General features: G+C 68.6%; 26 protein-coding genes. 16 read left to right on the top strand and 10 right to left on the bottom strand.

Going from position 1 to position 24022, the window contains the following annotated elements:
* Window position 1: 1 nt before the first annotated feature.
* Together C3E87_RS04085 and C3E87_RS04080 are read left to right on the top strand one after the other, a co-directional pair.
* Window positions 2-448, top strand: a complete 447-nt coding sequence (locus tag C3E87_RS04085) for a hypothetical protein (RefSeq protein ID WP_076059709.1) — start codon at window positions 2-4, stop codon at window positions 446-448.
* A 45-nt stretch (window positions 449-493) separates the two neighbouring features.
* Window positions 494-661, top strand: coding sequence for a DUF3117 domain-containing protein (locus C3E87_RS04080; RefSeq protein ID WP_076059707.1), 168 nt, complete (start codon window positions 494-496; stop codon window positions 659-661).
* Between the two features lie 70 nt (window positions 662-731).
* Here C3E87_RS04080 and glgA read toward each other — a convergent pair whose 3' ends face one another.
* Window positions 732-1919 carry a glycogen synthase gene (gene glgA, locus C3E87_RS04075; protein WP_076060158.1) on the bottom strand — a complete coding sequence of 396 codons (1188 nt, stop codon included), beginning with the start codon at window positions 1917-1919 and terminating at the stop codon, window positions 732-734.
* 108 nt (window positions 1920-2027) lie between these two features.
* Here glgA and glgC point away from each other — a divergent pair, with 108 nt between their 5' ends.
* Window positions 2028-3254, top strand: coding sequence for a glucose-1-phosphate adenylyltransferase (gene glgC / locus C3E87_RS04070; protein ID WP_076059705.1), 1227 nt, complete (start codon window positions 2028-2030; stop codon window positions 3252-3254).
* 61 nt (window positions 3255-3315) lie between these two features.
* Here glgC and dapA read toward each other — a convergent pair whose 3' ends face one another.
* Window positions 3316-4221, bottom strand: coding sequence for a 4-hydroxy-tetrahydrodipicolinate synthase (gene dapA, locus C3E87_RS04065; protein ID WP_083665391.1), 906 nt, complete (start codon window positions 4219-4221; stop codon window positions 3316-3318).
* Window positions 4222-4269: 48 nt separating this feature from the next.
* On the opposite strand from dapA, the gene C3E87_RS04060 reads away from it, so the two are divergent.
* The 4 genes from C3E87_RS04060 to C3E87_RS04045 all read left to right on the top strand — a co-directional run bounded on the left by C3E87_RS04060 (window position 4270) and on the right by C3E87_RS04045 (window position 7881).
* Complete coding sequence (locus C3E87_RS04060; protein WP_233120695.1) at window positions 4270-4914, top strand: O-methyltransferase; 645 nt, start codon at window positions 4270-4272, stop codon at window positions 4912-4914.
* Window positions 4915-5411: 497 nt separating this feature from the next.
* Window positions 5412-5990, top strand: a complete 579-nt coding sequence (sigE, locus tag C3E87_RS04055) for an RNA polymerase sigma factor SigE (protein WP_076059700.1) — start codon at window positions 5412-5414, stop codon at window positions 5988-5990.
* Window positions 5991-7412, top strand: coding sequence for a zf-HC2 domain-containing protein (locus C3E87_RS04050; RefSeq protein ID WP_076059698.1), 1422 nt, complete (start codon window positions 5991-5993; stop codon window positions 7410-7412).
* 28 nt (window positions 7413-7440) lie between these two features.
* Window positions 7441-7881, top strand: coding sequence for a Sec-independent protein translocase subunit TatB (locus C3E87_RS04045; protein WP_076059696.1), 441 nt, complete (start codon window positions 7441-7443; stop codon window positions 7879-7881).
* Here the strand turns inward: C3E87_RS04045 and C3E87_RS04040 are convergent.
* The 5 genes from C3E87_RS04040 to C3E87_RS04020 all read right to left on the bottom strand — a co-directional run bounded on the left by C3E87_RS04040 (window position 7878) and on the right by C3E87_RS04020 (window position 11643).
* Window positions 7878-8198, bottom strand: a complete 321-nt coding sequence (locus C3E87_RS04040; RefSeq protein WP_076059694.1) for a hypothetical protein — start codon at window positions 8196-8198, stop codon at window positions 7878-7880. The two genes, C3E87_RS04045 and C3E87_RS04040, sit on opposite strands and share 4 nt — an antisense overlap.
* Window positions 8199-8205: 7 nt before the next feature.
* Window positions 8206-9363 (bottom strand): Mrp/NBP35 family ATP-binding protein, encoded by a 1158-nt coding sequence (locus C3E87_RS04035; protein ID WP_369819255.1) that lies wholly within the window; start codon window positions 9361-9363, stop codon window positions 8206-8208.
* Between the two features lie 105 nt (window positions 9364-9468).
* Window positions 9469-9864: a hypothetical protein gene (locus C3E87_RS04030; protein ID WP_076059689.1), complete on the bottom strand. Its 396-nt coding sequence runs from the start codon at window positions 9862-9864 to the stop codon at window positions 9469-9471.
* A complete protein-coding gene (locus C3E87_RS04025; RefSeq protein WP_076059687.1) occupies window positions 9861-10370 on the bottom strand; it encodes a DUF1003 domain-containing protein in 510 nt (169 codons plus the stop codon). The genes C3E87_RS04030 and C3E87_RS04025 overlap by 4 nt, the downstream gene beginning before the upstream one ends.
* On the bottom strand, window positions 10363-11643 hold the full coding sequence (locus C3E87_RS04020; protein WP_076059684.1) for a magnesium transporter MgtE N-terminal domain-containing protein: 1281 nt from the start codon (window positions 11641-11643) through the stop codon (window positions 10363-10365). Before C3E87_RS04020 ends, C3E87_RS04025 begins: the two co-directional genes overlap by 8 nt.
* 30 nt (window positions 11644-11673) lie before the next feature.
* Here C3E87_RS04020 and C3E87_RS04015 point away from each other — a divergent pair, with 30 nt between their 5' ends.
* From C3E87_RS04015 to C3E87_RS04000, 4 genes are all read left to right on the top strand, one after another.
* Window positions 11674-12588 carry a CoA ester lyase gene (locus C3E87_RS04015; RefSeq protein WP_076059682.1) on the top strand — a complete coding sequence of 305 codons (915 nt, stop codon included), beginning with the start codon at window positions 11674-11676 and terminating at the stop codon, window positions 12586-12588.
* 50 nt (window positions 12589-12638) lie between these two features.
* Window positions 12639-13139, top strand: a complete 501-nt coding sequence (locus tag C3E87_RS04010) for a general stress protein (protein ID WP_076059679.1) — start codon at window positions 12639-12641, stop codon at window positions 13137-13139.
* Entirely contained in the window at window positions 13136-13747 is a 612-nt protein-coding gene (locus C3E87_RS04005) for a cyclopropane-fatty-acyl-phospholipid synthase family protein (protein WP_076059677.1), read from the top strand. The genes C3E87_RS04010 and C3E87_RS04005 overlap by 4 nt, the downstream gene beginning before the upstream one ends.
* Before the next feature lie 74 nt (window positions 13748-13821).
* Window positions 13822-14646, top strand: a complete 825-nt coding sequence (locus C3E87_RS04000) for an alpha/beta fold hydrolase (RefSeq protein WP_076059674.1) — start codon at window positions 13822-13824, stop codon at window positions 14644-14646.
* A gap of 64 nt (window positions 14647-14710) precedes the next feature.
* On the opposite strand, the gene C3E87_RS03995 is transcribed toward C3E87_RS04000, so the two are convergent.
* Both C3E87_RS03995 and coaA read right to left on the bottom strand, forming a co-directional pair.
* Window positions 14711-16156: an aminopeptidase P family protein gene (locus tag C3E87_RS03995; RefSeq protein ID WP_076060154.1), complete on the bottom strand. Its 1446-nt coding sequence runs from the start codon at window positions 16154-16156 to the stop codon at window positions 14711-14713.
* 55 nt (window positions 16157-16211) lie between these two features.
* Window positions 16212-17171, bottom strand: coding sequence for a type I pantothenate kinase (coaA, locus tag C3E87_RS03990; RefSeq protein WP_076060152.1), 960 nt, complete (start codon window positions 17169-17171; stop codon window positions 16212-16214).
* 131 nt (window positions 17172-17302) lie between these two features.
* Here coaA and glmS point away from each other — a divergent pair, with 131 nt between their 5' ends.
* The 3 genes from glmS (at window position 17303) to C3E87_RS03975 (ending at window position 20988) form a co-directional block, all read left to right on the top strand.
* A complete protein-coding gene (gene glmS, locus C3E87_RS03985) occupies window positions 17303-19135 on the top strand; it encodes a glutamine--fructose-6-phosphate transaminase (isomerizing) (protein ID WP_076059672.1) in 1833 nt (610 codons plus the stop codon).
* A 72-nt stretch (window positions 19136-19207) separates the two neighbouring features.
* A complete protein-coding gene (locus tag C3E87_RS03980) occupies window positions 19208-19558 on the top strand; it encodes a holo-ACP synthase (protein ID WP_076059669.1) in 351 nt (116 codons plus the stop codon).
* On the top strand, window positions 19555-20988 hold the full coding sequence (locus C3E87_RS03975; protein ID WP_076059666.1) for an NAD(P)H-hydrate epimerase: 1434 nt from the start codon (window positions 19555-19557) through the stop codon (window positions 20986-20988). The genes C3E87_RS03980 and C3E87_RS03975 overlap by 4 nt, the downstream gene beginning before the upstream one ends.
* On the opposite strand, the gene C3E87_RS03970 is transcribed toward C3E87_RS03975, so the two are convergent.
* Window positions 20975-22177, bottom strand: coding sequence for a Dyp-type peroxidase (locus tag C3E87_RS03970; RefSeq protein WP_076059663.1), 1203 nt, complete (start codon window positions 22175-22177; stop codon window positions 20975-20977). The two genes, C3E87_RS03975 and C3E87_RS03970, sit on opposite strands and share 14 nt — an antisense overlap.
* Before the next feature lie 84 nt (window positions 22178-22261).
* Here C3E87_RS03970 and C3E87_RS03965 point away from each other — a divergent pair, with 84 nt between their 5' ends.
* Complete coding sequence (locus C3E87_RS03965) at window positions 22262-22777, top strand: copper chaperone PCu(A)C (protein ID WP_076059660.1); 516 nt, start codon at window positions 22262-22264, stop codon at window positions 22775-22777.
* Window positions 22778-22859: 82 nt separating this feature from the next.
* Window positions 22860-23996, top strand: coding sequence for a glycosyltransferase family 1 protein (locus C3E87_RS03960; protein WP_076059658.1), 1137 nt, complete (start codon window positions 22860-22862; stop codon window positions 23994-23996).
* Window positions 23997-24022 lie beyond the last annotated feature (26 nt).

The raw sequence follows: 24022 nt of genomic DNA, 5'->3' as shown, positions 1-24022 counted from the left end.
CATGTGGATCGCCATCTCCGTGGTAGCCCTCGCCGTGCTGGGGGCCGCCGTCTATGCCGGATCGGGCACGTTGGGCGCTATGCCGCAGGAAGCGGTCAACGACAGGCCGAAGGGCAACGTCCCGGCAGGTCCTGTCACCCCGGAATTCCTGGAGGTGTTGCGGGTGCCCAGGGCATTCACCGGCTACCGCCCGGAGCAGGTGGACCCCTATCTCGCCGCCATCGCATCAGGCCGTGCTGCACCGGCCGGCACGCAGTCGTTCGACGTCGTCAGGCGCGGTTACGACATGCAGGTGGTCGACGACCTGATCGAGCGTCCACGCCCCTCCCAACTCCCGGAAATGGCCGACGACAGCGTCGTGGAAGACGACCAGGCCGCGTTCCGGCCGCCCACTGCGGAGCCGGTTTTGGTGGCCCAAGCGGGCACGAACCTGCCCGATGCGGAATAATGGACCGCAACGCAGTTCGTCTAGTCACAAGAATGAGGGTTGCAGATGGCAGCGATGAAGCCCCGCACCGGCGACGGTCCGATGGAAGTCACGAAGGAAGGCCGCGGCATCGTCATGCGCGTCCCCGTTGACGGAGGTGGGCGTCTGGTCGTTGAGATGAACGCTCAGGAAGCCACCTCGCTGCTCGATGCACTCAAGGGTGTCGTCGGCTGAGTTCCCGCCGAAACATGACAAGGGCCGCCCCTCGGGGCGGCCCTTGCAGGTTGGTTCAACTCTGGCTCCCTCAGCGGGAGCGATGCGCCTCGATCGCGCTCTGGTAGACGTCGACGGTCTCCTGGGCGATCTTCGCCCAGGAGAATTCGTCGATGCAGCGCTGCCGGCCGGCCTTCCCGAACCGCTCTGCCAGGCCCTGGTCGCGGGTGACGCGGTTGATGGACTCGGCGAAGCCCGCCTCGAAGTCGGCGACGTAGCGGGGGTCGTCCGCCTGGGCGGGGTCGTAGGCGACCAGCAGGCCCGTCTCCCCGTCGACCACGACCTCCGGGATGCCGCCAACGGCGCTGGCCACCACGGGAGTCTCACAGGCCATCGCCTCGAGGTTGACGATGCCGAGGGGCTCGTAGATGGAGGGGCACGCGAACACCGTCGCGTTGGTCAGCACCTGGCGCACGGAGGCGCGGGGGAGCATCTCCTGCACCCAGATGACGGGCGCGGTGCGCTGCTTCTGGAGCTCGACGAACGCCGCGTCGAACTCGGCCGCGATCTTCGGGGTGTCCGGGGCCCCGGCCAGCAGCACCACCTGGGTGTCCGGGTCGAACTGGGTGGCCGCCCGCACGAGGTGCACCAGGCCCTTCTGCCGGGTGATGCGGCCCACGAAGGCGACCGACGGGCGGTCCAGGTCCACGCCGAGCTCCCGCAGGACCGTGGTTTCGTGATCCGGCCGGAACTCGTCGGTGTCGATGCCGTTCTTCACGACGTGTGTCCTGGCGGGGTCAAGGTTGGGGTAGGACTCGAGCACGTCGCGGCGCATCCCGGCGCTGACTGAGATGACCGCGTCGGCGGCCTCGTAGGCGGTCTTCTCGGCCCACGACGAGACGCGGTAGCCCCCCGCCAACTGCTCGGCCTTCCAGGGACGGTGGGGCTCGAGCGAATGGGACGTCACCACGTGCGGGATGTCGCGCATCAGCGCGGCCAGGTGACCGCCCATGTTGGCGTACCAGGTGTGGGAGTGGACGATGTCCACGTCACCCACCGCCGCGGCCATCGACAGGTCCGCCCCGAGCACCCGCAGCGCCGCGTTCGCGCCCGGCGGAAAGCTCTCGGCGTGGGCGGTGGCGCCGTCGCGTGGCTCGCCCATGCAATGGACTTCCACGTCGATGAGGGCGCGGAGTTGGGGCACCAGTTGGGCGACGTGAACCCCCGCTCCGCCGTAGATCGACGGGGGGTACTCCCGGGTCAGCAGGGACAGCTTCATCGTCATGCGAACATCGTTGCATATCGGTTCTGTCTCAGTGCCCGAGACAAGAGGTGCAAATTCATGGAAACGAACGCAAATGGGCTGGAAAGGCAATAGGTTCAGGGCATGGTCGCACGCCCCAGAGTCTTGTCAATCGTTCTTGCTGGTGGTGAGGGGAAGCGGCTCATGCCGTTGACGGCCGATCGGGCCAAGCCCGCAGTGCCCTTCGGCGGCACATACCGCCTCATCGATTTTGTGCTGTCGAACCTCGCGAACTCGGGCCTGCGGCAGATCGCAGTGCTCACCCAGTACAAGTCCCACTCCCTCGACCGCCACATCGCCAAGACGTGGCGGTTTTCCACCATGTTGGGCAACTATGTCGCCCCGGTGCCGGCACAGCAGCGACTGGGGCCCCGGTGGTACCAGGGCTCCGCAGACGCCATCTACCAGTCGCTGAACCTGATCCTCGACGCGGACGCCGACTACATCGTGGTCTTCGGCGCCGACAACATCTACCGCATGGACATCGAGCAGATGCTCGACGCGCACATCGACTCCGGACTCGGCGCCACCGTCGCCGGCATCCGCGTGCCGCGGAAGGAAGCCTCCGCCTTCGGCATCATCGACGCAGCGGCGGACAACCGCATCAAGAACTTCCTGGAGAAGCCCGCAGACCCGCCCGGCCTGCCGGATTCGCCGCACGAATCGTTCGCGTCCATGGGCAACTACGTGTTCTCCACCAAGGCCCTCATCGAGGCGCTGAAGGCGGACGCCGAGAACCCGACGGCCCGCCACGACATGGGCGGTGACATCATCCCGTGGTTCACCGAGCAGGGCGAGGCCCAGGTGTACGACTTCAAGGACAACATCGTCCCCGGAGCCACGGAGAAGGACGTCAACTACTGGCGCGACGTGGGTACCATCGATGCGTTCCACGAGGCGCACATGGATCTCGTCAGCGTCGACCCGGAGTTCAACCTGTACAACGAGGACTGGCCCATCTGGACAGACCAGGTGCAGGCCCCGGGCGCCAAGTTCGTCATCCGCGGCCGCGCCGAGGACTCCATCGTGACGCCGGGTTGCATCATCTCCGGCGGCGAGGTGGAGCGCACGGTGCTGAGCCCCAACGTCCGCGTGGACAAGTGGGCGCAGGTCTCGGATTCGGTGTTGATGGAGAACGTGAAGATCGGCCGCGACGCGGTGGTGCGCCACGCCATCCTCGACAAGAACGTGGTGGTGCCCGACGGCGTGCAGATCGGTGTGGATCCCGAGCACGACAAGGCCCGCGGCTTCGACGTCTCCGCCGGCGGCGTCGTGACCATCGGCAAGAACGTCACCGTTCCACGCGACTGACCCCACCCACGCGAATCGGGCCCGGCACGGCGCCGGGCCCGATTCTCTGTGCAGGTGGGGATCAGGCTGCGAAGCCGAGGTTCGCCAACAGGTCGACGTACGCCTCAGCCACGCCGTCCGCGACGCGGCCCATCGGCGCGCGGCACGGGCCGACGTCGAAGCCCCGCAGGCCGAGTGCGGCCTTGACCATCATGCAGCCCTGCGTCGCGAAGACGCCCTGGAAGGCGGGCAGCACGTGCTGGTTCGCGGCGATGGCCTCGGGCACGCGACCGGCCAGGAAGTGCTCGATGATCTCACGGGCCGCAGGGGCCGTGAAGTGGGTGGACGTGCCCACAACGCCCACGCCGCCCACAGCCAGCAGTGGCAGCAGGTACGCGTCGTCGCCGGCGTAGTACGCCAGGTTGGTGCGGGACAGCACCGTCGAGGTGGACACGATGTTGGCCTTGGCGTCCTTGACCGCCCGGATCCGGGGATGCCCGTCCAGGCGGATCAGCATGTCTTCCGGAATGGGGATACCCGAGCGGTGGGGGATGTCGTAGAGCATCACGGGAAGGTCCGTGGAATCGGCGACGGTGACGAAGTGCGCCTCCAGCGCGTCAGCCGGCGGACGGGAGTAGTAGGGGGTGACGACGAGCAGCCCGTCGGCGCCCATCGACGCGGCCTGCTGCGCCAGGTCGACGGTGTGCGCGGTGCTGAAGGTGCCCACGCCGGCCACGATGCTCGCGCGGTCGCCGACGGCGGTGATGACCGCGTCGAGGATCTGGCGCTTCTCGACATCCGTGGTGGTCGGCGACTCGCCGGTGGTGCCGTTCACGACGAGACCGTCGTGGCCCAGATCGTCCACCAGATGAGCGGCCAAGCGCGCGCACTGCGCATAATCGACCTCCCGACCATCGGGGGTCATGGGCGTCACCATCGCGGTGAGAACCCGGCCGAACACCGGCATCATGTCGTCGTCTGGACTCATGCGCCACATCTTAGGTCAAGACGCGCCGTGCCTTAGTAGGCTGTGGCCGTGAGCACTCCTGTCGAGAACCCCACCGCAGCCAGCTGGACCTTTGCGGAGGACCATGTGTCGCCGTCCGAAGTCGTCGCCGAGGCGCGTGATGAAGCAACCGTGTCCGGCGTCACGCCGGTGACCACGGGCGAGATCGCCCTCCTGAAGGTGCTGACGCGGGCCATCGGGGCCGGCCACGTCGTCGAGATCGGCACGATGATGGGCGCCACCGGGCTGACGTTCCTCGAGGGCATGGGCTCCGACGGCATCCTGACGTCGATCGACGTGGAGGCGGACAACCAGATCCCGGCACGCGAGTTCTTCCTGAAGGCGGGGTTCCCGACGTCGCGGTTCCGCCTGATCGCCGGCTCGCCCATCGAGGTGATGCCGAAGTTGCGCGACGGGGCCTACGACATCGTCTACATCTCCGGCGACAAGCTGGAGTACGTCGAGTACGTCGCCGGTGCGTTGCGCCTGCTCCGCCACGGTGGGCTGTTGATCGTGCGGGACGTGCTGTGGCACAACAAGGTCGCCGATGATTCGGACGAGTCCGACGAGGTCATCATCATCCGTGAAGCCCTCGAGGCGATCACCCAGTCTGAGTCCTACACCCAGGCGCTGCTTCCGGTGGGCAACGGCCTGCTGGTGGCGGTCAAGGACTGAGTCGCGGCCGTTGCCGCCGCCCCCGGGGCAAGAAGGACGCGAGTGTTCCCGTGACCTCGTTCGGCGACGTTGCGCTCGTGCGGCCAGGGGTGGACTCTGGACTCGCGTCCTTCATGCCCCGCGCGCGGCTCTACAGTTTCTCTTGTGTGGTGCCTGGCGCCGAAACCTCACCGACGTTGTGTTCGGAGCGTCCGGTGCCGGGGTGCGCCGCTGCTGGTCGCTGAGTCCTGGCAACCATGACCCTGGCGGCGGCCGGGCTTTGCGTCATGAACTTGCAACCCCCCGTCACCGGCCACTCCTTCAGGTCGGTGTTGTCATCGGCTCTGTCCCCCAAGACAGGACGCGAGCCGAGGGTGAGCACGTCCACCGTCCCGCCGCCTCGCCCGGGCGATTCAGCCTGCAGGGAACTATCCGGGAGCGCGGAGCGTTATACCTAGAGAGTCACAGCTTGTTCACAGGTTGCTCTGGCAAGGTATCCGGGTATGGAGAGGCCCCCTATGTTCCGAGGAAGCAAGACGGCTAAGGCCGTCGCGCACACTTGGGTCGCGCCCACCTGGCAGGAGTTGGTCCGCGACCATTCCGCACAGGTGTATCGCCTCGCCTACCGCCTCACCGGCAATCAGCACGACGCGGAAGACCTTACCCAGGACGTGTTCGTGCGCGTGTTCAAGTCGATCCACAATTTCCAGCCCGGGACTCTCGAGGGCTGGTTGCACCGAATCACGACAAACCTCTTCCTCGACCAGGCCCGCCGCAAGCAGCGCATCCGCATGGACGCCCTGTCTGTGGCCCCAGACCATGTGTGGGGCGAAAGCACCGGTCCCGAGGAACTGCACGACGACGCCGAGCTTGACGCCGACGTCTCGGCCGCCCTGCGCGCGCTCAGCCCTGAGCAGCGCGTCGCGGTGGTCCTGTGCGACATTGAGGGGCTGAGCTACGAAGAGATCGCCAAGGTTCTCGACGTGAAGCTCGGCACGGTGCGTTCCCGGATCGCCCGCGGCAGGGCAGCACTGCGCGAAGCACTCGCGCACCGTGCGCCCACCGGGGGACGAACGCGCTATGCCGGAGTGTCCTGAATGGCCAAAGGCCCCTGCGAGAAATTCCACCCAGATCTGTCGGCCTACGCCGACGGGACGCTGCCGCCCAAACGCTGGGAGCAGGTGACCTACCACCTCGCCGGCTGTGACAGTTGCTGCGAGGAAGTGCGGGCCATCAGCGACGTGTGCTCGAAGCTGAGCACCTACCGCTCCACCGGCACCCCTGATTCGCTGGCCGCCCGGCTCGAGAACATCGCCGGCGAACACGCCGCCACCCCGCTCTACATGGCACACGGGGCCGGTGACCTGCCCTCCCAACGCCGACGCAGGGCCCAACTGGCCTATCAGGGTGGCGTCGCGCTGCTCGCCGTGATGGTGTCCGCCGTCGTGATCGCGGTGCTGGTTGCACCCACGCCCGTGAAGGTCTCGGATCCGGTCAAGGCCGCGCGGGAGCAGTACTCCCGGTCACTGACCGCCATCAGCGTCAACGAGGCCGTCGGTGCCATGCTGCTCGCCAACGAGCGCGGCGCAGATTTCGGCGCCCCGGAGAGCTACGTGCCGCTCAGCTCCGAGACTGAATCGCTGCCCATCACCCGTGAACTGGCCGCCAACCTCCTGCGCCGCGCCGCAGACGCTGATTACAGCCTCACCGGAACGCAGCGGGTCTGGGCCAGCGACGGCGAAGGCCGCTACCGCACCGCAGACGTCCGCACCACGAAGATGGCCGGCTTCGGCGCCCAACTGGAAGTACTCGACGTGCGCGGCGACCTGTTCGGCTCGGCCTTCCTCCCCGAGGTGGGCGTCAGCCCCGTCGAGGCGCCCTGGGGCTGGGAATACTCCCGCAGCGGCACCACGGAGCAGGTGGCGGGACGCAACGCAGTGCGCATCCAGGCCAACGCCGGGGAGCTCCCGGCCGCCAGATGGTGGGTGGACGCCGCCACCGGCATCATGCTTTGGGCCGAACGCTACGACGCCCTCGGACGGGTCAACCTGGCCGTCGGTTACAAGCAACTCTCCCTGGACGATGCGTCGTTCGAGCCGGACGACTCAACCCAGTTGATCTCACTCCAGCCCGCCTCATCGTCGGAGGCTGACAACTGGTGTGTCGGTCTGGAGGTCTGCCCCCACGAGGTCGGCGGCATGTCGCTGGTGGCCTACTCGTCGGCGGAGAAGGATGAGTCGCCGTCGATGAGCCTGGTCTACTCCGACGGCTACCACACCGCCGTCGTGGACTGGACCATCGGCGTGCTCGGCGACGGCGCCCTCACCGAGAGTGACCGCGCGGCGGACATGACGGTGGAGGTCTGGCAGGCGGGCGACGGGGTGCTCTCGGTGGCCTGCGACTGCTCCCCGGCCATGATGAAGGCCATCGCTGGAGAGCTCCCGGAGCCCGAGGCGTACCGCGAGACGATCGCCGAGAAAATCGCCGGCGGGCTCGTTCGTTTGACCAGGGTGCGCTGATCCGGCTGCGGCCGGGTAGCCTATAGCCGTGTTTGGCATCAGTGCGACGGATCTCGTCATCATCCTCGTGCTGGCCGTGCTCATGTTCGGCCCCGAGAAGCTCCCCGAGTATTCGCGCAAGGCGGCGCGGCTCTTCGTCTTCTTCCGGGATGTGGCGAACAACGCCAAGACCACGCTGGCCACCGAACTGGGCCCCGAGTACGCAGACCTGGAGCTGCGTGACCTGCACCCGAAGGCCTTCATCGCCAAGCAGTTGCGCGAGGAGGTGGCCCTCATCGAAGACGCCAAGCGCGAACTGCTCGAGGCACAGGACACGCTGAAGTCGACAGCCGCAGAGGTGAAGAGCGCGGCGAACGTGAATGCGCTGAAGAACGCCGCGGCGGACGGGTCGGCGCTGGACGAGCCTCCTGCGGACGCTCTGGCACTCGCCGGCCCCGTCGCCTCGCCCTTCGATCCCGAGGCGACCTAGATCAGCTCCGGGTCCAGTGCCTCATAGGCGTGCCAGGCCGGCACCTCGTAGGGGTGGACGGACAGCATGGCGTCGATGGCAGCCCTCGCCTGCTCGCGCGTGCACACGGCCTCGATCCGCACCTCCTCCACCACGGTGAGCTCACCGCTGGTGCCGATGAACGGATCCGCCGCGTCAGTGGGGCGGAACCGGCCCTCGCCCGGGGCACTGAAGCTGCAGGCCGAGTATGCACCGAGCTGTCCCGCCCCGCCCTCGGCCAGCGCGGCGCGTACGGCGTCGGCGTGGGAGAGCGGGGCGAAACAGACGATGACGATCACGGCTGCCTCAGGCGTTGGTGGACAGGGGTAGCCGGTGCCCGACGAGCCCGCGCCTGGAGGCCGCGATCTGGTTGGCCAGGTCGATGATGGCGGTGGCCGACGGGTGCTCCGGGTGGCTCTCCACGATGGGCAGGCCACGGTCTCCGCCGGCGAGCAGCTGCTCGTCGAACGGGATCTGGGCGAGCATCGGCACGTCGTAGACGACGCGGTCCGTGAGCGCCTCGGCAACGAGCGTGCCGCCGCCGGAGCCGAACAGCTCGATCCGGTGGGTCTCGGTGCAGTGGGGACAGGTGCTCTCGAGCCAGCTCATGTTCTCCACGACGCCGATCACACGCTGCTCGAGGATGTGCGCCATGGTGCCGGCACGTTCGGCGACCTCCGAGGCTGCCGACTGCGGGGTGGTCACGACGAGCACCTCGGAGCTCGGGATCTTCTGGCCCAACGACATGGCGACATCGCCGGTGCCGGGCGGCAGGTCGAGAAGCAGGTAGTCGAGGTCGCCCCAGTACACGTCCGCCAGCAGCTGGGTGAGCGCCCGGTCCAGGATGGGCCCGCGCCAGGCGACCACCTGGTCACGCGAGGGCTTCAGCATGCCCACGGAGATCACCTTGAGACCCCCGCTGGCGGGCACCGGCATGATCATGTCGTCGACGACGGTGGGGCGCGCGTCGCCCAGGCCGAGGAGGTCCGGGATGGAGTGGCCGTAGATGTCCGCGTCGAGGATGCCGACGGAGCGACCCTGCCTGGCCAGCGCCAGGCCGAGGTTGACCGTGACCGACGACTTGCCGACGCCGCCCTTGCCGGAGGCCACCGCGATGACGCGCGTGAGGTTGCCGGGCTCCGCGAACTGGATTTTCCGTTCGACGGCGCCGCCGCGCAGCATCGAGCGCATCGCCTGACGCTGCTCGTCGTTCATCACGCCGAGTTCGACGTTGACGGCGGAGACGCCCTCGACGGCCTCAACTGCCTTCGTGACCCGGCCGGTGATCTCGCTGCGCATGGGGCAGCCGGAGACCGTCAGGAGGACGCGGACGAACACGGTGCCGTCGTCGCTCGCCTGGATGTCGTCGACCATGCCCAGGTCGGTGATGGGGCGCCGGATCTCGGGATCCTCCACGGTGTGGAGTGCGGCGCGGACGTGCGGGAGCAGCGGGTGTTCAGTCACGGTGTCCTTCATATCTGGAGGTGCTTGTGTCCTCCACGGTACCCGGGGTGTACCGCCCCGGGGTATCGGGTCCGCCGTGGGGATTGACGCTCGTCAAGCTGGTGGTCAGCGCCGGGAGTTGAGGGCGTCGCCGAGGATCATCACGCAGGTGGCCACGAGTGCAGGCACCCAGAGCCCGGCCAGGCTGGCCACCACGACGACGGCGGGGCCAAGTACCACGCTCACCGTCAACCGCTCGCGGTAGCCCAGGCGGGTCCGCGAACCCGGGGCCAGCAGGTAGCGCCACAGGGCGAAGTAGCCCAACACGAACAGCGCGGCCACCACGGCCCCCAGCCACCATCCGCCGGCGATCCGCCACAGGGAGATGGCGCCCAACACGATGAGTGCCAGATGGCCGATCAGCAGGACGACGCCGAACCAGCGCACCTCCGTGGCCGATTCGACCACCTCGGAGACCTCGTCGGGGTGCACCTCGTTGCGCGTGTCTCGCCGTCCCGTCACCGAGCCTCCTTCTTATCCGTCTTGTCATCTGCGCGTTCCAGCCGTTCCGCCAGCTCACGCAGTTCGACACGTAGTTCACCACGGACGAAGTCGCGCGTGGCCAGGTCGCCCAGATGCATGCGGATCGCGGCGATCTCGCGCGCCAGGAAGTCCATGTCGGCCCGCGACTGCTGCGCCACCCGGCGGTCCTCGTCGAGGCTCAACTTGTCGCGCACCTCCTGACGGTTCTGGGCCAGCAGGATCAGTGGCGCGGAGTACGAGGCCTGCGTCGAGAAGAACAGGTTCAGCAGGATGAAGGGGTACGGGTCCCACTTCAGCCCGAACAGCCCGATGAGGTTGATCATCACCCAGACGATGACGAAGACCGTCATGTAGACGAGGAACTTCGCGGTGCCCATGAAGCGCGCGAAGCTCTCCGCGAAGATGCCGAACGTCTCGGAGTCGACGGCGACCTTGGGCAGCCAGGAACGCCGGCCCGGCGTCGAGAGTGGATTGCGCTCAGACATCGGCAACCTCGCTCACCTCGCTGGCGTCCACCTCGTCCATGAGGTCACCTCGCCAGTCGTCGGGGAGCATGTGGTCGAGCACGTCGTCGACCGTCACCGCGCCCACCAGGTGCCCCTCCTCGTTGACCACGGGGGCCACGACGAGGTTGTACGTCGCGAAGAAGCGGCTGACCTGCGCGAGCGGGGTGTGGGGGCGCAACGGCTCCAGGTTGTCGTCGATGAGAGTGGTCACCATGATGGTGGGGGGCTCGCGGAGCAGTCGCTGGATGTGGACCGCCCCGACGTAGCGGCCCGACGGCGTCTCCAGCGGCGGGCGCGTAATGAACACCATCGAGGCCAACGCGGGGGTGAGCGCCTCGACGCGGGCGTGGGCCAAGGCCTGCGCGACGGTGGCGTCGGTGTCGAGGATGATCGGCTCCGGCGTCATCATGCCGCCGGCGGTGAACTCCTCGTAAGCCATGAGGCGGCGCACGTCGGCCTGCTCCTCGGGCTCCATGCGCTGGAGGAGGTCCTCGGCCACATCGGCCGGTAGGTCGCGCATGAGGTCTGCCGCGTCGTCGGGGTCCATCTCGGACAGGACGTCTGCGGCGCGCTCCATGTCGAGCTGCGAGATGAGCTCGATCTGCTCGTCCTCGGGGAGTTCCTCGATGGCCTCGGCGAGGACGTCGTCGTCGAGCGCGTCGATGACCTCGGCCCGCGACTCCGGCTCCAGGTCGTGGAGTTCCTGCGCGATGTCGGCGGCCTTCATGTCGGTGAACTCGGCGATGAGGTGAGCGGCGGTGCGGCCGGTGGACAGGATGAGGTCTGGGATCTCCTTCCAGGAGACCACCTCGGGCTTGCCGCGGCCACCGAACCCGAAGCGGCCGACGCCGGTGGACGCACGCAAGGCCACCGTGGCGAGTTCCCATTCGCGGTTGCGTACCTGGGCCATGGAGATGTCCTCGATGCGCGTGGGGCGGTCGCGGTGGATGTTGCGGTCGAGCAGGTCCGCGGCCACGAGGACCTCGGCCTCGCGTCGCTGGAAACGACGGGTGTCCACCTGGCCGAGGATGGCCACCTGGTTGGGGCTGATGTCGTGCACGCGGATCATCGGCACGAAGATGCGGGCCCTGGCGAACAGTTCGGCCACGAGGCCCTTCACCCGCGGCGCGCGGCCGTCGGCGCGGAGGAAACACACCACATCCTTCACGCGCCCCACCTGGTCACCGGCCGCGTCGACGATGGGCATGCCCAGCACACGCGAGATGAAGACCTGCGTATCTTTGCTGACCATGGGGGTAAATGTACTGGGAACGGAGCGGAAATGACCGGTAGGCACCAGCGCGCCAGGCGCACCATCCTCGCAGTGCCCGGTTCGAGTGAGCGGTTCATCGCGAAGTCCACCGGGCTCGACGTCGACGAGGTGTTCCTCGATCTCGAGGACGGCGTGGCGGTGGGCGCGAAGAGGGAGGCTCGCGGGTTGATCGTCGAGTCCCTGCGCACATTGACGTGGAAGGCGTCGACGGTGTCGGTGCGTGTCAACGACTGGATGACGCCGTGGACATATGGGGATGTGCTCGAGGTGATCGGTGGGGCAGGGGCCGCCGTGGACAGCGTGATCCTGCCGAAGGTCTCGACCCCGGGGCAGGTCGAGGCCCTCGACCTGCTGCTCACCCAGGTTGAGCGCGAGCACGGTCTGGCGGTCGGGCGCATCGGGATCGAGGCGATCATCGAGGACGCGCGCGGCCTCGCCGCCGTACATTCCATCGCAGCGGCCAGCCCCCGGCTGGAGTCATTGACGATGGGCCCCGGCGACATGATGGCCTCACTGGGCATGCCCGGCCTCGGCGTCGGCGCCCTGGTCGACGGCTACCCGGGGGATCCGCTGCACCACGTGTTCGCCCAGATCCTCGTCGCCGCCCGGGCGAACGGGCTGCAGGCGGTCGACGGGCCCTACGTCGCCATCCACGACCTCGACGGCTTCCGGGCCGCCGCCAGGAGGGTCGCGGCCCTGGGCTACGACGGCAAATGGGTGTTGCACCCCACGCAGGTGGCGGCGGGGACTGAGGTCTTCACCCCGTCGGAAGAGGCGATCGAGCGCGCCCGGGCGATGGTGGACGCGGCTGACCGGGCCGCGGAGCGCGGCGTCGGCGCGGTGCTGCTCGGCGACGAGATGGTCGACGAGGCCGGCGTGAAACTGGCCCGGACCCTCCTCGCCCGCATCGCTGAAACCCGGTGAGCGCCGTCTGCGGGGTCGCGTAGGCTTGAAAGTGGTTCAAGGAGGACACAATGGCCGAGCCCGCATCGCCCATGGGGAAGTTGATGAAGCTCAACTACCCGCAGCACGTCGTCGAGTACTCGACGTATGAAGAGGCTCAGTCCGCCGTCGACTACCTGGCCGACAACAAGTTCCCCGTCGAGAACATCATGATCGTCGGCACCAACCTCAAGTTGCTGGAACGCGTCACGGGTCGTCGCACCTGGGGCGGCGTGATCGCCGCCGGCGCCGCGTCGGGCGTCATGACCGGCCTGCTCGTGGGTCTCATGCTGATGTTCTTCGTGGGAGGCGGCAACGCCACCATGCTGTGGGTGGGCCTGGCCATGGGCATCCTGTTCGGCATCATCGCCCAGGGCCTCACGTACGCCATGAGCGGCGGCAAGCGCGATTTCAACTCGCAGCGAGTCACCGTGGCGGCCAGCTACGAGGTGCTCGCCGAACACCGCGTTGCCCAGTCAGCGCGGGACCTGCTGATGCAGCGCCCCGGCGCACGAGCGGCGCTCTTCGAGTGACGGCGGAGTTCTGGGACAACCGTTACTCGCATCCGAACTACTTCTACGGGTACCGCCCCAACGATTTCCTGAAGCAGCAGTCCTTCCTGCTCAAGCCCAACTCACGGGTGCTGTGCCTGGGCGACGGCGAGGGCCGCAACGGCGTCCACCTCGCCGGGTTGGGGCACCGCGTCGTGAGCCTGGATTTCTCCCGCGTCGCCCTCGACAAGGCGGCGGCCCTCGCTGCGGAGAAGGGCGTCGAACTCGAGACGTGGCACGTCGACCTGGCCGACTGGGTACACAACCCGGACCCGCTCGAGCAGTGGGATGCCGTGGTGTCGATCTTCGTGCACCTGCCGCCTGATCTGCGCCGACGCGTGGCCGAGGTGGTCACGCGCCAGTCGGCGCCGGGCGCCAAGCTGATCCTGGAGGCGTACACGCCGGCCCAGCTCTCGCTCGGCACGGGCGGGCCGAAGGACGTGGACCTCCTGCTGAAGCGCGACGACGTGGCGGCGGACTGGCAGGGCTGGCACCTCGACGTGCGCCTACTCGAGCGACGGATCTTCGAGGGTATGGGGCACCAGGGCCTGGGTTCCGTCGTCCAGGCGCTCGGCCTCCGCGTCGGCTGAGGCAACCGGAGCCACCCTTCAGGCCTGCGGGGGACTCCGGTAGGTTAAAGCCACCGAGTCGTGAGGAGTGCCGCATGGATCTCAACTGGAGCTACTACAACCCCAACTCGCCCGCAGAGCGGGTACTGATAGTCGGACCGAGCCTCGGCGGCAACGCCGTGCATCAGTGGACCAAGGTGGCCGCTGAGTTGATCGACGACGTGCGCGTCGTGTTCGTGGACCTGCCGGGCACCGCCGTTGCCATGGCCTGGGACGACGCCGACACGCCGTCGCTCGACACCGTCGCGGCAGCGATCGCCGAGGTGGCCAAGGAGGTCCGCGCGGATCTCGGTGAGGACGTGCCCGTCTACTTCGCCGGGCTGTCGCTCTCCGGAGCCACCGCGCTGCACCTGGCACGCGACTACGACAAGACTTTTGCGGCCGTCGCCGTGGTGGCGTCCTCGGCCAAGGTGGGGGAGCCGGACCGTTGGCTCGCGCGCGCTGAAGCCGTGGAGGAGCGGGGCACGCAGCAGCTCGTGGAGGAGACCACGAAGCGGTGGTTCACCCCGGCGTTCCGGGCCGAGCAGCCCGCAGCCGTCAACACGATCATGGAGGGTCTGGCTTCGGCGGACGACCACTCCTACGCCCAGCTGTGCCGGGCCCTGGCCGAGCACGACGTGCGCGACGACCTCAGCCTGATCCGCATCCCCGTGATGATGATCGCCGGCGAGCGCGACTCGTCGACGCCGATGGCGAACGTCGAGGCTGTCGCTGAGGGTGTGCTGCGGGGGGCGCTGCACGTCGTCGACGGCGCGGCACACATGGTGCCGGTGTCGCATCCGGTGCAGGTCGCTGAGCTGCTGCGCGGGCTCCTGGAGCGCCCGCTCGCCAGCCGCGTCGTGAGCGAGTCCGAAGACTGAGGTCTGCTGAGCCGGCGGACGGGAACCCCTCGGCCGGGCGCTGGGCGCCCGGCTCAGGGAACCGTCACCCGGCGTCGCGGAGTTTCTTCATCCACTTCTCGACGGCGTCAGCCTCACGGGGCAGCGACTGGGACAGGTTGACCGGGTCGCCGTCAGTGATCAGGATGTCGTCCTCGATCCGGATGCCGATGCCGCGGTACTCCTCGGGCACCAACAGGTCGCCCTGCTTGAAGTAGATGCCCGGCTCCACCGTGATGATCATGCCGGCCTTCAGCGTTCCGCCGCGGTACAGCTCCGCGCGGGCGCTGGCGCAGTCGTGCACGTCGAGGCCGAGGTGGTGGCTGGTGCCGTGCACCATCCAGCGACGGTGGAAGCCGCCCTCCTCGGACAGCGACTCCTCGGCGGACACCGGGAGGATGCCCAGTTCCTCGAAGAACTGGGCCAACACCGTGATGGCGGCCTGGTGCACGTCGGCGAACAGGTTGCCCTTGCGGCACGCCTCGATGCCCGCCGTCTGCGCGGCCAGCACTGCCTCGTAGACGCGGCGCTGCGGCTCGGTGAAGGTGCCGTTGACGGGCATGGTGCGGGTCACGTCGGCGGTGTAGAGGGTGTTGACCTCGACGCCCGCGTCGAGCAGGAGGAGGTCGCCGTCGACGAGGTCGCCGTCGTTGCGGATCCAGTGCAGCGTGTTGGCATGGTCGCCGCCGGCGGAGATCGTGTCATACCCGACGGCGTTGCCCAGATGCCGGGCGTGCAGGCCGAAGATGCCCTCCACCCAGCGCTCGCCCCGGCCGTTCCTGACTGCGGCGGGCAGCTCGCGGGCCACGGCCTCGAACCCGACGCGGGTGGCGTCGATCGCGCGTTTCATCTCGCCCACCTCGAACTCGTCCTTGACGAACCGGGCCTCGGAGACGGAGCGGGCCAGGTCGGCGTCGAGCGCGGTGGCCAGGTCTCCGCGCGCCTGGTCGACCATCTCGGTGATCGCCGGGTCCGCGTCGCGGATGACGAGCGTGCGGTTCCCGGCCTCGCGCAGCACCTCGGGGAGGTCGGCGATGGCGCGGCAGTTCAGCTGGGTGGCCGCGGCCATCTCTTCGAGGGAATCACGCTTGCCCACCCACACTTCGCCGTAGCGCGAATCCGCATAGAACTCACGGTCCGTGCGCGGGGCGCGGGGCTTGAAGAAGAGGGTGGCCTCGTCGTCGCGGATGACGAGGACGGCGTCGGGCTCGCGGTCCTCGCCCAAGCCGCTGTAGTAGGTGAACGCGGTGTGCGGGCGGAACCGGTAGTCGGTGTCGTTGGAACGCACCTTGAGCGGGCCCGCGGGGATGACGAGCGTCTGGCCGGCGTACTCCGCCGCCAACGTCTCGCGGCGCGCGGCCGTCCACTCGCTGGCGGGCAGCTTCTCCGGCAGGACGTCGGAGTAGGGCTCCCAATCCTGGACGATGAACTTCTTGAACGCCTCGGAATAGGGGTCCCGGCGGTTCTCGGATGGGTCAGAGGGTGCGATCATGGCCGCCACTTTACGCTGCTGGCGCAGACCCACAGCAGGCGATCCTGGGGAACCGCTAGACCTTGCGGATGCGGATGGCCTTGATCGTGTGGTCGCGGTCCTTGACCAGGATGGCCGTGGCGCGCTCCCGCGTGGGCGTGATGTTCTGCCGCAGGTTGGGGCCGTTGATGGTGTCCCAGATCTGGCCGGCGAGCTCGACCGATTCGGCGTCGGACAGGTCCATGAAACGGCGGAAGAAGCTGCGCTGGTCCTGGAAGGCGGTCTCCCGGAGGGTGAGGAAGCGGTCCAGGAACCATTCCTTGATGTGCTCCTCCTTGGCGTCCACGTAGACCGTGAAGTCGAAGAAGTCGCTCACCGCCAGGCCCGGGTGGCCGTCGGCCTCGATCCGGGCGGGCTGCAGCACGTTGAGACCCTCGACGATGAGGATGTCCGGGCTCTCCACGACGATATGCTCGCCCTCCACGATGTCGTAGACGAGATGCGAATAGACGGGGGCCAGCACACGGGGTTCGCCGGATTTGACGCCCATCACGAACTGGAGGAGCGCCCGCCGGTTGTAGGACTCGGGGAAGCCCTTGCGGTCCAGGAGCCCTCGACGCTGGAGCTCTGCGTTGGGATAGAGGAAACCGTCGGTGGTGATGAGGTCCACCTTGGGGGTGCCGGGGGCGCGGCGCAGGAGTTCCTGCAACAGGCGCGCCACCGTCGATTTCCCCACCGCCACGGAGCCGGCCACGCCGATCACGAACGGTGTGCGCTGCACGTTGAGGCCGAGGAAGTCGTTGGACTGGGCGTAGAGCCGGCCGGTGTTGACCATGTGCAGGTGCAGCAACTGCGTGAGTGGCCGGTAGACCTCCGCGATGTCCAGCTGGCTCGTCGGGTCGCCGAGGCCCCTCAACCTGTTCAGCGTCTCTTCGTCGAGATTGATCTGGGTGGCGTTCGACTTCTCGGCCCACGCGCGGCGTTGCAGCGTGACGTACGGTTCGGGCACAGCGCTCCTCGGTTGCTGGGTGTGCAGCCAGCAAGCATACGCCCGGCGTGTCTCCGGGGCAGGCGCGCCCAGCGGAAGTGCCCACCACGGGCGGCGGTATTCAGCACTTCGAAGTGTCAATGTCAAGAAGTGGACAAGGGTGCTGTACGGTTTTCGACGTGTGTGGAATCGTTGGATACCTCGGAACCCGTGACGGACTCGACGTTGTACTGAGCGGCCTGCGCCGCCTCGAGTACCGCGGCTATGACTCGGCCGGCATCGCCATGCCGCATGACGGGCAGATCGCCTGGCGCAAGCGTGCTGGCAAGATCGCCAACCTGTCAGCGGCCATCGATGAGGACCCCCTGCCCCGCAGCGCCGTCGCGATCGGCCACACCCGGTGGGCCACCCACGGCGCGCCCAACGATGCCAACTCGCACCCCCACGTCGCAGAGCGCATCGCCATCGTGCACAACGGCATCATCGAGAACCACGACAAGCTGCGCGCGGAACTCAACGGCGCCACGTTCACCTCGGAGACCGATTCCGAGGTCGCCGCGCACCTGCTGAACAAGGAAGTGCACGGGGGAGCCAGCCTCGTGGAGGCCATGCGCACCGTCGCGGCCAAGCTTGAAGGGGCCTTCACCCTCGTCGCCGTCGACGCGCAGGACCCTGACCGGATCGTGGCGGCCCGGCGCAACTCCCCGCTCGTGGTGGGCAGGGGCGACGGCGAGTACTTCCTCGCCTCAGACGTGGCCGCGTTCATCGCGCACACCCGTGACGCCGTCGAACTCGGCCAGGACCAGATCGTGGAGATCACGCCTGAGGGCGTCAACGTCACCACGTTCGACGGCGGCCCCGCCGAGACCAAGGACTTCCACGTTGACTGGGACCTGGAGGCCGCGCAGAAGCAGGGCTACGACTGGTTCATGCGCAAGGAGATCTTCGAGCAGCCCACCGCGGTCGCCGATACGCTGCTCGGCCGCCTCAACGAGCGCGGCGAACTCGTCCTCGACGAACTGCGGATCAGCCCGGAGACCCTGCGCCGGATCAACAAGATCGTGATCGTCGCCGCAGGCACCTCCTTCTACGCCGGCCTGGTGGCCAAGTACGCCATCGAGCACTGGACCCGCATCCCCTGCGAGGTGGAGCTGGCCTCCGAGTTCCGCTACCGCGACCCCATCGTCGACCCCATGACGCTGGTGGTCACCATCTCCCAGTCCGGCGAGACCGCCGACACCCTGATGGCCATCCGCCACGCCCGCGAGCAGCACGCCAAGGTGGTGGCCATCTGCAACACCAACGGCTCCACCATCCCGCGCGAATCCGACGCCGTGATCTACACCCACGCGGGGCCGGAGATCGGCGTCGCGTCCACCAAGGGCTTCACCACGCAACTGGTGGCCTGCTACCTGCTCGGGCTGTACCTGGCGCAGGTCCGCGGCATGAAGTACGGCGACGAGATCGCCGCGCTGCTGGCAGAGCTCGAGCGGATGCCGGCCGCCATCCAGCAGGTGCTGGACAACAAGCAGCCGGTGCTGGACCTCGCCGCCGAACTCGTCGACGCCACGTCGGTGTTGTTCCTCGGCCGGCACGCCGGCTACCCGGTGGCGCTGGAGGGCGCGCTGAAGCTGAAGGAACTGGCCTACATCCACGCCGAGGGGTTCGCCGCCGGAGAGCTGAAGCACGGCCCCATCGCGCTCGTCTCCGAAGGCCTGCCGATGTTCGTGATCGTCCCGCCCCGCGGCCGCGATCAGTTGCGCGACAAGGTCATCTCCAACATCGCCGAGGTGCGTGCCCGCGGCGCCCGCACGATCGTCCTGGCCGACGCCGACGACGAGGAGGCGCGCGCTGTGGCGTCGAACTTCATCGAACTGCCCAAGGTGTCCACGCTGCTGCAGCCCCTGGTCGCGGTGGTCCCGCTGCAGCTGTTCGCCTGCGAGTTGGCGACGGTGAAGGGCCACGACGTGGACCAGCCGCGCAACCTGGCGAAGTCGGTCACCGTCGAGTAGGTGGCCGGTCCGTCACGGCGACGGCCCTCGTGCCTCGGACGCGTCCGGCTCAACCAGCGTTAGGGTGCTTCCATGATCGTGGGCATCGGGACGGACCTAGTGGTCATCGAACGTTTCAAGCGGATGCTCGATGAACGGCCCAAACTGGGCGAGCGCCTCCTCACCGACGGCGAGCGCAAGCTCTCCGTCGAATCCCAGGCAGCGCGGTTCTCGGCCAAAGAGGCTCTGGCCAAGGCGCTCGGGTCGCCGGGCGGCATGCGGTGGCTCGACTGCGAGGTGGTCCGCTCCGACGAGGGCGTCCCGTCGTTCGTGACGACCGGCTCGGTCGCGGCCCGGATCGAGGCGCTGGGTGTGAGGCGCATCCATTTGTCCATCAGCCACGACGGTGGCTTCGCAACGACCATGGTGGTGTGTGAGGCATGAAGCAGGTCATCAGCGCGCAACAGATGCGCGACGCGGAGCAACGGGTCTTCGACGCCGAACCCGACGTCGACCTCATGGGGAGGGCGGCCCTGGCCGTCGCTCAACTCGCCGAGGCGATCGCGCCCAACGGCCCGGTCCTCGTGGCCGTGGGCCCCGGCAACAACGGGGGAGACGGGCTCTTCGCAGCCGCCCACCTGGCGGACCACCGGCCCGTCACCGTGTGGCCGGCCATGGGGAAATGCCATGAAGCGGGCCTGGCCGCCGCCCGTGGGGCGGGCTGCCATGTGGTCGACGCCATGGGCGCCGCCGCCGGACTGGCTGATGCGGCCCTCGTGATCGACGCGGTGACGGGCCTCGGCTCGCGCCCGGACCTGCCCACCACGACGGCGACCTTCGCGGAGGCGTGCGACGCCGCCGCCGTCCCCGTGCTCTCCGTGGACCTCCCCAGCGGCCTCGACGCCGACTCCGGGCACCCACACAACAGCTTCCGCGCCGAACACACCATCACCTTCGCCGCACTGAAGGCATGCCACGTGCAGCAGCCAGCGGCGTCGCGCTGTGGCGAGGTACACGTCGCGGACATCGGGGTCGCGCTCCCTGAGGGCGCCCCGAGGGACGGGCAGCGGGGCGCGTCGAAGGGCTCGGGCGTCGAGGAGGTGCGCCAGGCCGAGGAGGCTGACGTGGCCCTCTGGTGGCCGGTGCCGGATGCCACCTCCGACAAGTATTCGCGCGGCGTCGTGATGGTGGACACCGGGTCCGAGCATTACCAGGGAGCTGCCCTCCTCAGCATCGCCGGAGCCGTCAACGCCGGCGCCGGCATGGTGCGCTACACGGGCCGCGTGCACTCCGGCCTGGTCCTCACCCGGTTCCCGAGTGTGGTGATGGGCGAGGGCAGGGCCCAGGCCATGGTGCTGGGGTCAGGTTGGGGCGACACCGACGGCGCCGAAGGACGCGTCGCCAACGCCAAACTGCACGGCCTGCCCGCCGTCGTGGACGCCAACGCGCTGTACGCACTGCCCCAGGGTCGGCTCGACGGCTGGCTGTTGACGCCGCACGCCGGTGAGTTGTCCCGGATGCTCGGTTGCTCGCGGTCGCACGTGGAGAACGAGCCCGTCAGTTGCGCGCGGGAGGTGGCCCGCAGCACGGGGGCGGCCGTCCTCCTCAAGGGGGCCACGCAGTACGTCGCTGAACCGTCCGGGCGCGTGACGATCGCGGTCCCCGGGCCCAGTTGGACGGCGCAGGCGGGTTCGGGTGACGTGCTCGCGGGTATCTGCGGCACGTTGTTGGCGGCAGGTCTGCCCGCGTGGAAGGCCGGTGTGCTGGGGGCGAGCATCCAGGCGATGACCGCATGGGGCCATCCCGGGCCCTACCCGCCGGACGTGCTTGCCGGGCGGCTGCCCGAGGTGATCGCCTCGATCACTCCCCGGTGAAGAGTCCTTCGCCGATCCAGCCGCCCTCCTGGAAGCCCGGCGGGATCACGAACACGGCCGAGCCGATGGCCATGGTCCACTCGTTGAGCGCGTCGCCCTGATCCAGCATCCGCTGCACGGGGATGAACTGGTCGGCGATGTCCGCCTGGAAGGCGCAGAAGATCAGGCCCGACGTCTCGACCGCCGTGCCGTCGACCCAGTCGTCGTGGGTGTAGTTGAGGCCCCGCCGCAGCATCCGGCGGCCGTTGTTCTGCGACGGGTGGCTCCGCCGGGAGTGGGCGTCGAGCGCGATGACCGGCGCCCCGTCCTGCGTGGCCCCGAGGTCGACGTCGTCGCGTTCCCCGCCGCCGGTGAGCGGCGCGCCGGTGTCGAGCCGACGACCCACCGACGCCTCCTGCCGGTCCCGCACGGCTTCGTCCCACCCCACGAGGTCCATCTCGATGCGCCGCACCACCAGTTGGGTGCCGCCGGTGAGCCACTCGTCGGTGGAGACGACGGCGGCGCTGATGGAGTCGCCCGTGGGGTTCGCCGAGCCGTCCACCTGGCCGAACAGGTTGCGCCCGGTGACCGCGGCACCCGTGGCGTCGACGGAGCGCCAGGAGCCGCGCTGGGCCCATCGTCGGGTGGCGAACGGGGCGGCGTCGGTCACGAACCGGCGCACGGCGTGGGCGACGCTGGTGGCGTCGTCGGCGGACACCCAGACGAGGAGGTCGCCGCCGGTCCAGCGCTGGTCGAGCGCGTCGTGCTGCATGGGCGGGATCTCCTGGAACCCGGCCGGGCGCTTCGCCTGCAAGCCGTCCAGTTCGAAGACGCGGGGGCCGAGGCCCACCAGCGCGGTCAGTGAGACGCCGGGTTGGGCCATGTCGGGAGCGAAGTCGCCCGCGGCGGGGCGGCCCTCGGTGAGCGCCACCACATCGCCCGTCCAGGCCCGGAGCAGCCGGCCGAGCGCAGCCTTGTCGGTCTGGGGGAGCAGGTCGAAGGCGACCAACTCGCTCACCTGGGTCTTCGGTGTGAAGATGCCGGCCTGGTGCGCGCCGTAGGGGGAGTAGGTCTGTCCGATGACTCCGCCGTCGGTTCCCGGGTCCGGGGAGTGCGGGGCGGTGGCGCGCCCGGCGACGACTCCGGCAGCGCCGGCGATGCCGGCGGCGCCGGCGTAACCGAACACGCCTCGACGGCTGACCTTGGACATGGCGCTCAGTGTACGTGTCTTCCGGCCCCTCATTGCCCACGAGACGATTACCCCACGGGGTATTGCCTGTGTAGTCTGGCGGCCATGACGCTGCGTCCCCTCGCTCTTGCCGTTTCCGCCCTCCTCGTCGCCGGCTGCACGTCGGCGCAGCCCGCCACCCCGGGCATCCTCGCCGCAGACCCCTGGGCCCGCGCCACCGACGGTGCCGAGCGTCCGGACATGACCGCCGTCTTCGTCAACCTGACCAACCCGTCGAACGAGGACAGGGTGCTGGTTGAGGCCGATTGCGGCGATGTCGCCCAGCAGACCGAGCTCCACGTCATGGAGAACCAGGACGGGAAGATGGTGATGGTCAAGGCCGAGGGCGGCATGACCGTCCCAGCAGGCAAGCACTGGCACCTGGCGCCCGGCGGTCCGCACATCATGCTGATGGGCCTCACCCGCGAACTTCCGGCCGGCTCGGAGGAACTCACCTGCACCCTCACGTTCGACGACGGGCAGAGAATCGAGATCCTCGCACCCGTCAAGCAGTTCACCGAGGAGCAGGACTCCTACCACGAGCATGCCGAGGACGGCACAGAGGTCACCCCGGCCGGATGACCACCGCCGGGTTTCATCCAGCGTTCACCTCGTGTTCCCCCGGCTACCGGGAGTGGTTCACCCTCGTGAGTATTGTGGAACTGTGAGAGTCGCGATCGTCGCAGAATCTTTTCTTCCCAATGTCAACGGGGTGACCAACTCCGTACTCCGCGTGCTCGAACACCTCAAGGCCCACGGCCACGAGGCGATGGTCATCGCCCCGTCCGACGGTGGCAAGACCCCCAAGGACTACCTGGGCTTCCCCATCGTGCCGGTCAATTCGATCGGCCTGCCGGGCTACGACGTGGTGCGCGTGGTGACCACCACCAGCTTCAACATCGAGCGCATCCTCACCAACTTCCGCCCTGACGTGGTGCACCTGGCCGCGCCGTTCATCGTCGGCTACAAGGCGGCCTCGGTGGCCGCCAAGCTGGGCATCCCCATGGTGGGTATCTATCAGACGGAGATCCCCACCTACGCTGCCCGCTACGGCGTGCCGTCGCTGGAGCCCGTCTTCTGGCACCACCTGCGTCAGGCGCACTCACTGGCCTCGCTGAACTTCGCTCCGTCCACCTTCGCGCGCGACCAGCTGATCGAGCAGGGCGTTCCCCGCGTGGGCGTCTGGGGTCGGGGCGTGGATTCCGTGCGTTTCGACCCGTCCAAGCGCAGCGAGGCCTTCCGCGCGCGCTACGCCCCCAACGGGGAGCGGCTCATCGGTTTCATGGGGCGGTTGGCCTCGGAGAAGCGCGTGGAGGACCTGGCGGCTGTCGCGGCCGTACCCAACACCCGCCTCGTGATCATCGGTGACGGCCCGCTGCGCGGCCAGCTCGAGGCGACGCTGCCCAACGCCGTGTTCACCGGCCTGCTGACGGGCGAGGACCTGCCCACCGCGTTGGCCAGCCTGGACCTGTTCGTCCACACCGGAGACCTCGAGACGTTCTGCCAGGCCATCCAGGAGGCCAAGTCCTCCGGCCTGCCCATCGTCGCACCGCACCGCGGCGGCCCCATCGACCTGGTGGACCAGTCGCGCACCGGATGGCTGTACCGCCCCGGCGACCTGGAGGCCATGCGCGGCCACGTCGTGGACCTGATCGGTGACGATGCGAAGCGCCAGGCGTTCGGCGCGGCCGCCCGCGAGTCGGTGTTGGGGCGCACGTGGGAGAAGGTCTGTGCCGAATTGATGGGGCATTACACCAAAGCAATCCGCATGTCGGTGCGCGGCGGCCACCTCGTCGGCTGAGGGTGATCCCCGCTGCCGGCGGGTGC

Origin of the sequence: Tessaracoccus sp. ZS01, assembly GCF_022342445.1 — a bacterium.
Taxonomy (GTDB): domain Bacteria; phylum Actinomycetota; class Actinomycetes; order Propionibacteriales; family Propionibacteriaceae; genus Arachnia.
Note: the sequence above shows the minus strand (reverse complement) of the source record. Positions and strands in the feature narration are given on the sequence as shown.

Coding starts and splice junctions, on each gene's coding strand:
- C3E87_RS03995 (WP_076060154.1), bottom strand. CDS start 16,156: ATGATCGCACCCTCTGACCCATCCGAGAACCGCCGGGACCCCTATTCC.
- C3E87_RS04085 (WP_076059709.1), top strand. CDS start 2: ATGTGGATCGCCATCTCCGTGGTAGCCCTCGCCGTGCTGGGGGCCGCC.
- glgA (WP_076060158.1), bottom strand. CDS start 1,919: ATGAAGCTGTCCCTGCTGACCCGGGAGTACCCCCCGTCGATCTACGGC.
- C3E87_RS04025 (WP_076059687.1), bottom strand. CDS start 10,370: ATGTCTGAGCGCAATCCACTCTCGACGCCGGGCCGGCGTTCCTGGCTG.
- C3E87_RS04020 (WP_076059684.1), bottom strand. CDS start 11,643: ATGGTCAGCAAAGATACGCAGGTCTTCATCTCGCGTGTGCTGGGCATG.
- C3E87_RS03970 (WP_076059663.1), bottom strand. CDS start 22,177: ATGTCCAAGGTCAGCCGTCGAGGCGTGTTCGGTTACGCCGGCGCCGCC.
- dapA (WP_083665391.1), bottom strand. CDS start 4,221: ATGAGTCCAGACGACGACATGATGCCGGTGTTCGGCCGGGTTCTCACC.
- C3E87_RS03980 (WP_076059669.1), top strand. CDS start 19,208: ATGATCGTGGGCATCGGGACGGACCTAGTGGTCATCGAACGTTTCAAG.
- C3E87_RS04050 (WP_076059698.1), top strand. CDS start 5,991: ATGGCCAAAGGCCCCTGCGAGAAATTCCACCCAGATCTGTCGGCCTAC.
- C3E87_RS03965 (WP_076059660.1), top strand. CDS start 22,262: ATGACGCTGCGTCCCCTCGCTCTTGCCGTTTCCGCCCTCCTCGTCGCC.
- sigE (WP_076059700.1), top strand. CDS start 5,412: ATGTTCCGAGGAAGCAAGACGGCTAAGGCCGTCGCGCACACTTGGGTC.
- C3E87_RS04010 (WP_076059679.1), top strand. CDS start 12,639: ATGGCCGAGCCCGCATCGCCCATGGGGAAGTTGATGAAGCTCAACTAC.
- C3E87_RS04000 (WP_076059674.1), top strand. CDS start 13,822: ATGGATCTCAACTGGAGCTACTACAACCCCAACTCGCCCGCAGAGCGG.
- glgC (WP_076059705.1), top strand. CDS start 2,028: ATGGTCGCACGCCCCAGAGTCTTGTCAATCGTTCTTGCTGGTGGTGAG.
- C3E87_RS04080 (WP_076059707.1), top strand. CDS start 494: ATGGCAGCGATGAAGCCCCGCACCGGCGACGGTCCGATGGAAGTCACG.
- C3E87_RS04015 (WP_076059682.1), top strand. CDS start 11,674: ATGACCGGTAGGCACCAGCGCGCCAGGCGCACCATCCTCGCAGTGCCC.
- C3E87_RS03975 (WP_076059666.1), top strand. CDS start 19,555: ATGAAGCAGGTCATCAGCGCGCAACAGATGCGCGACGCGGAGCAACGG.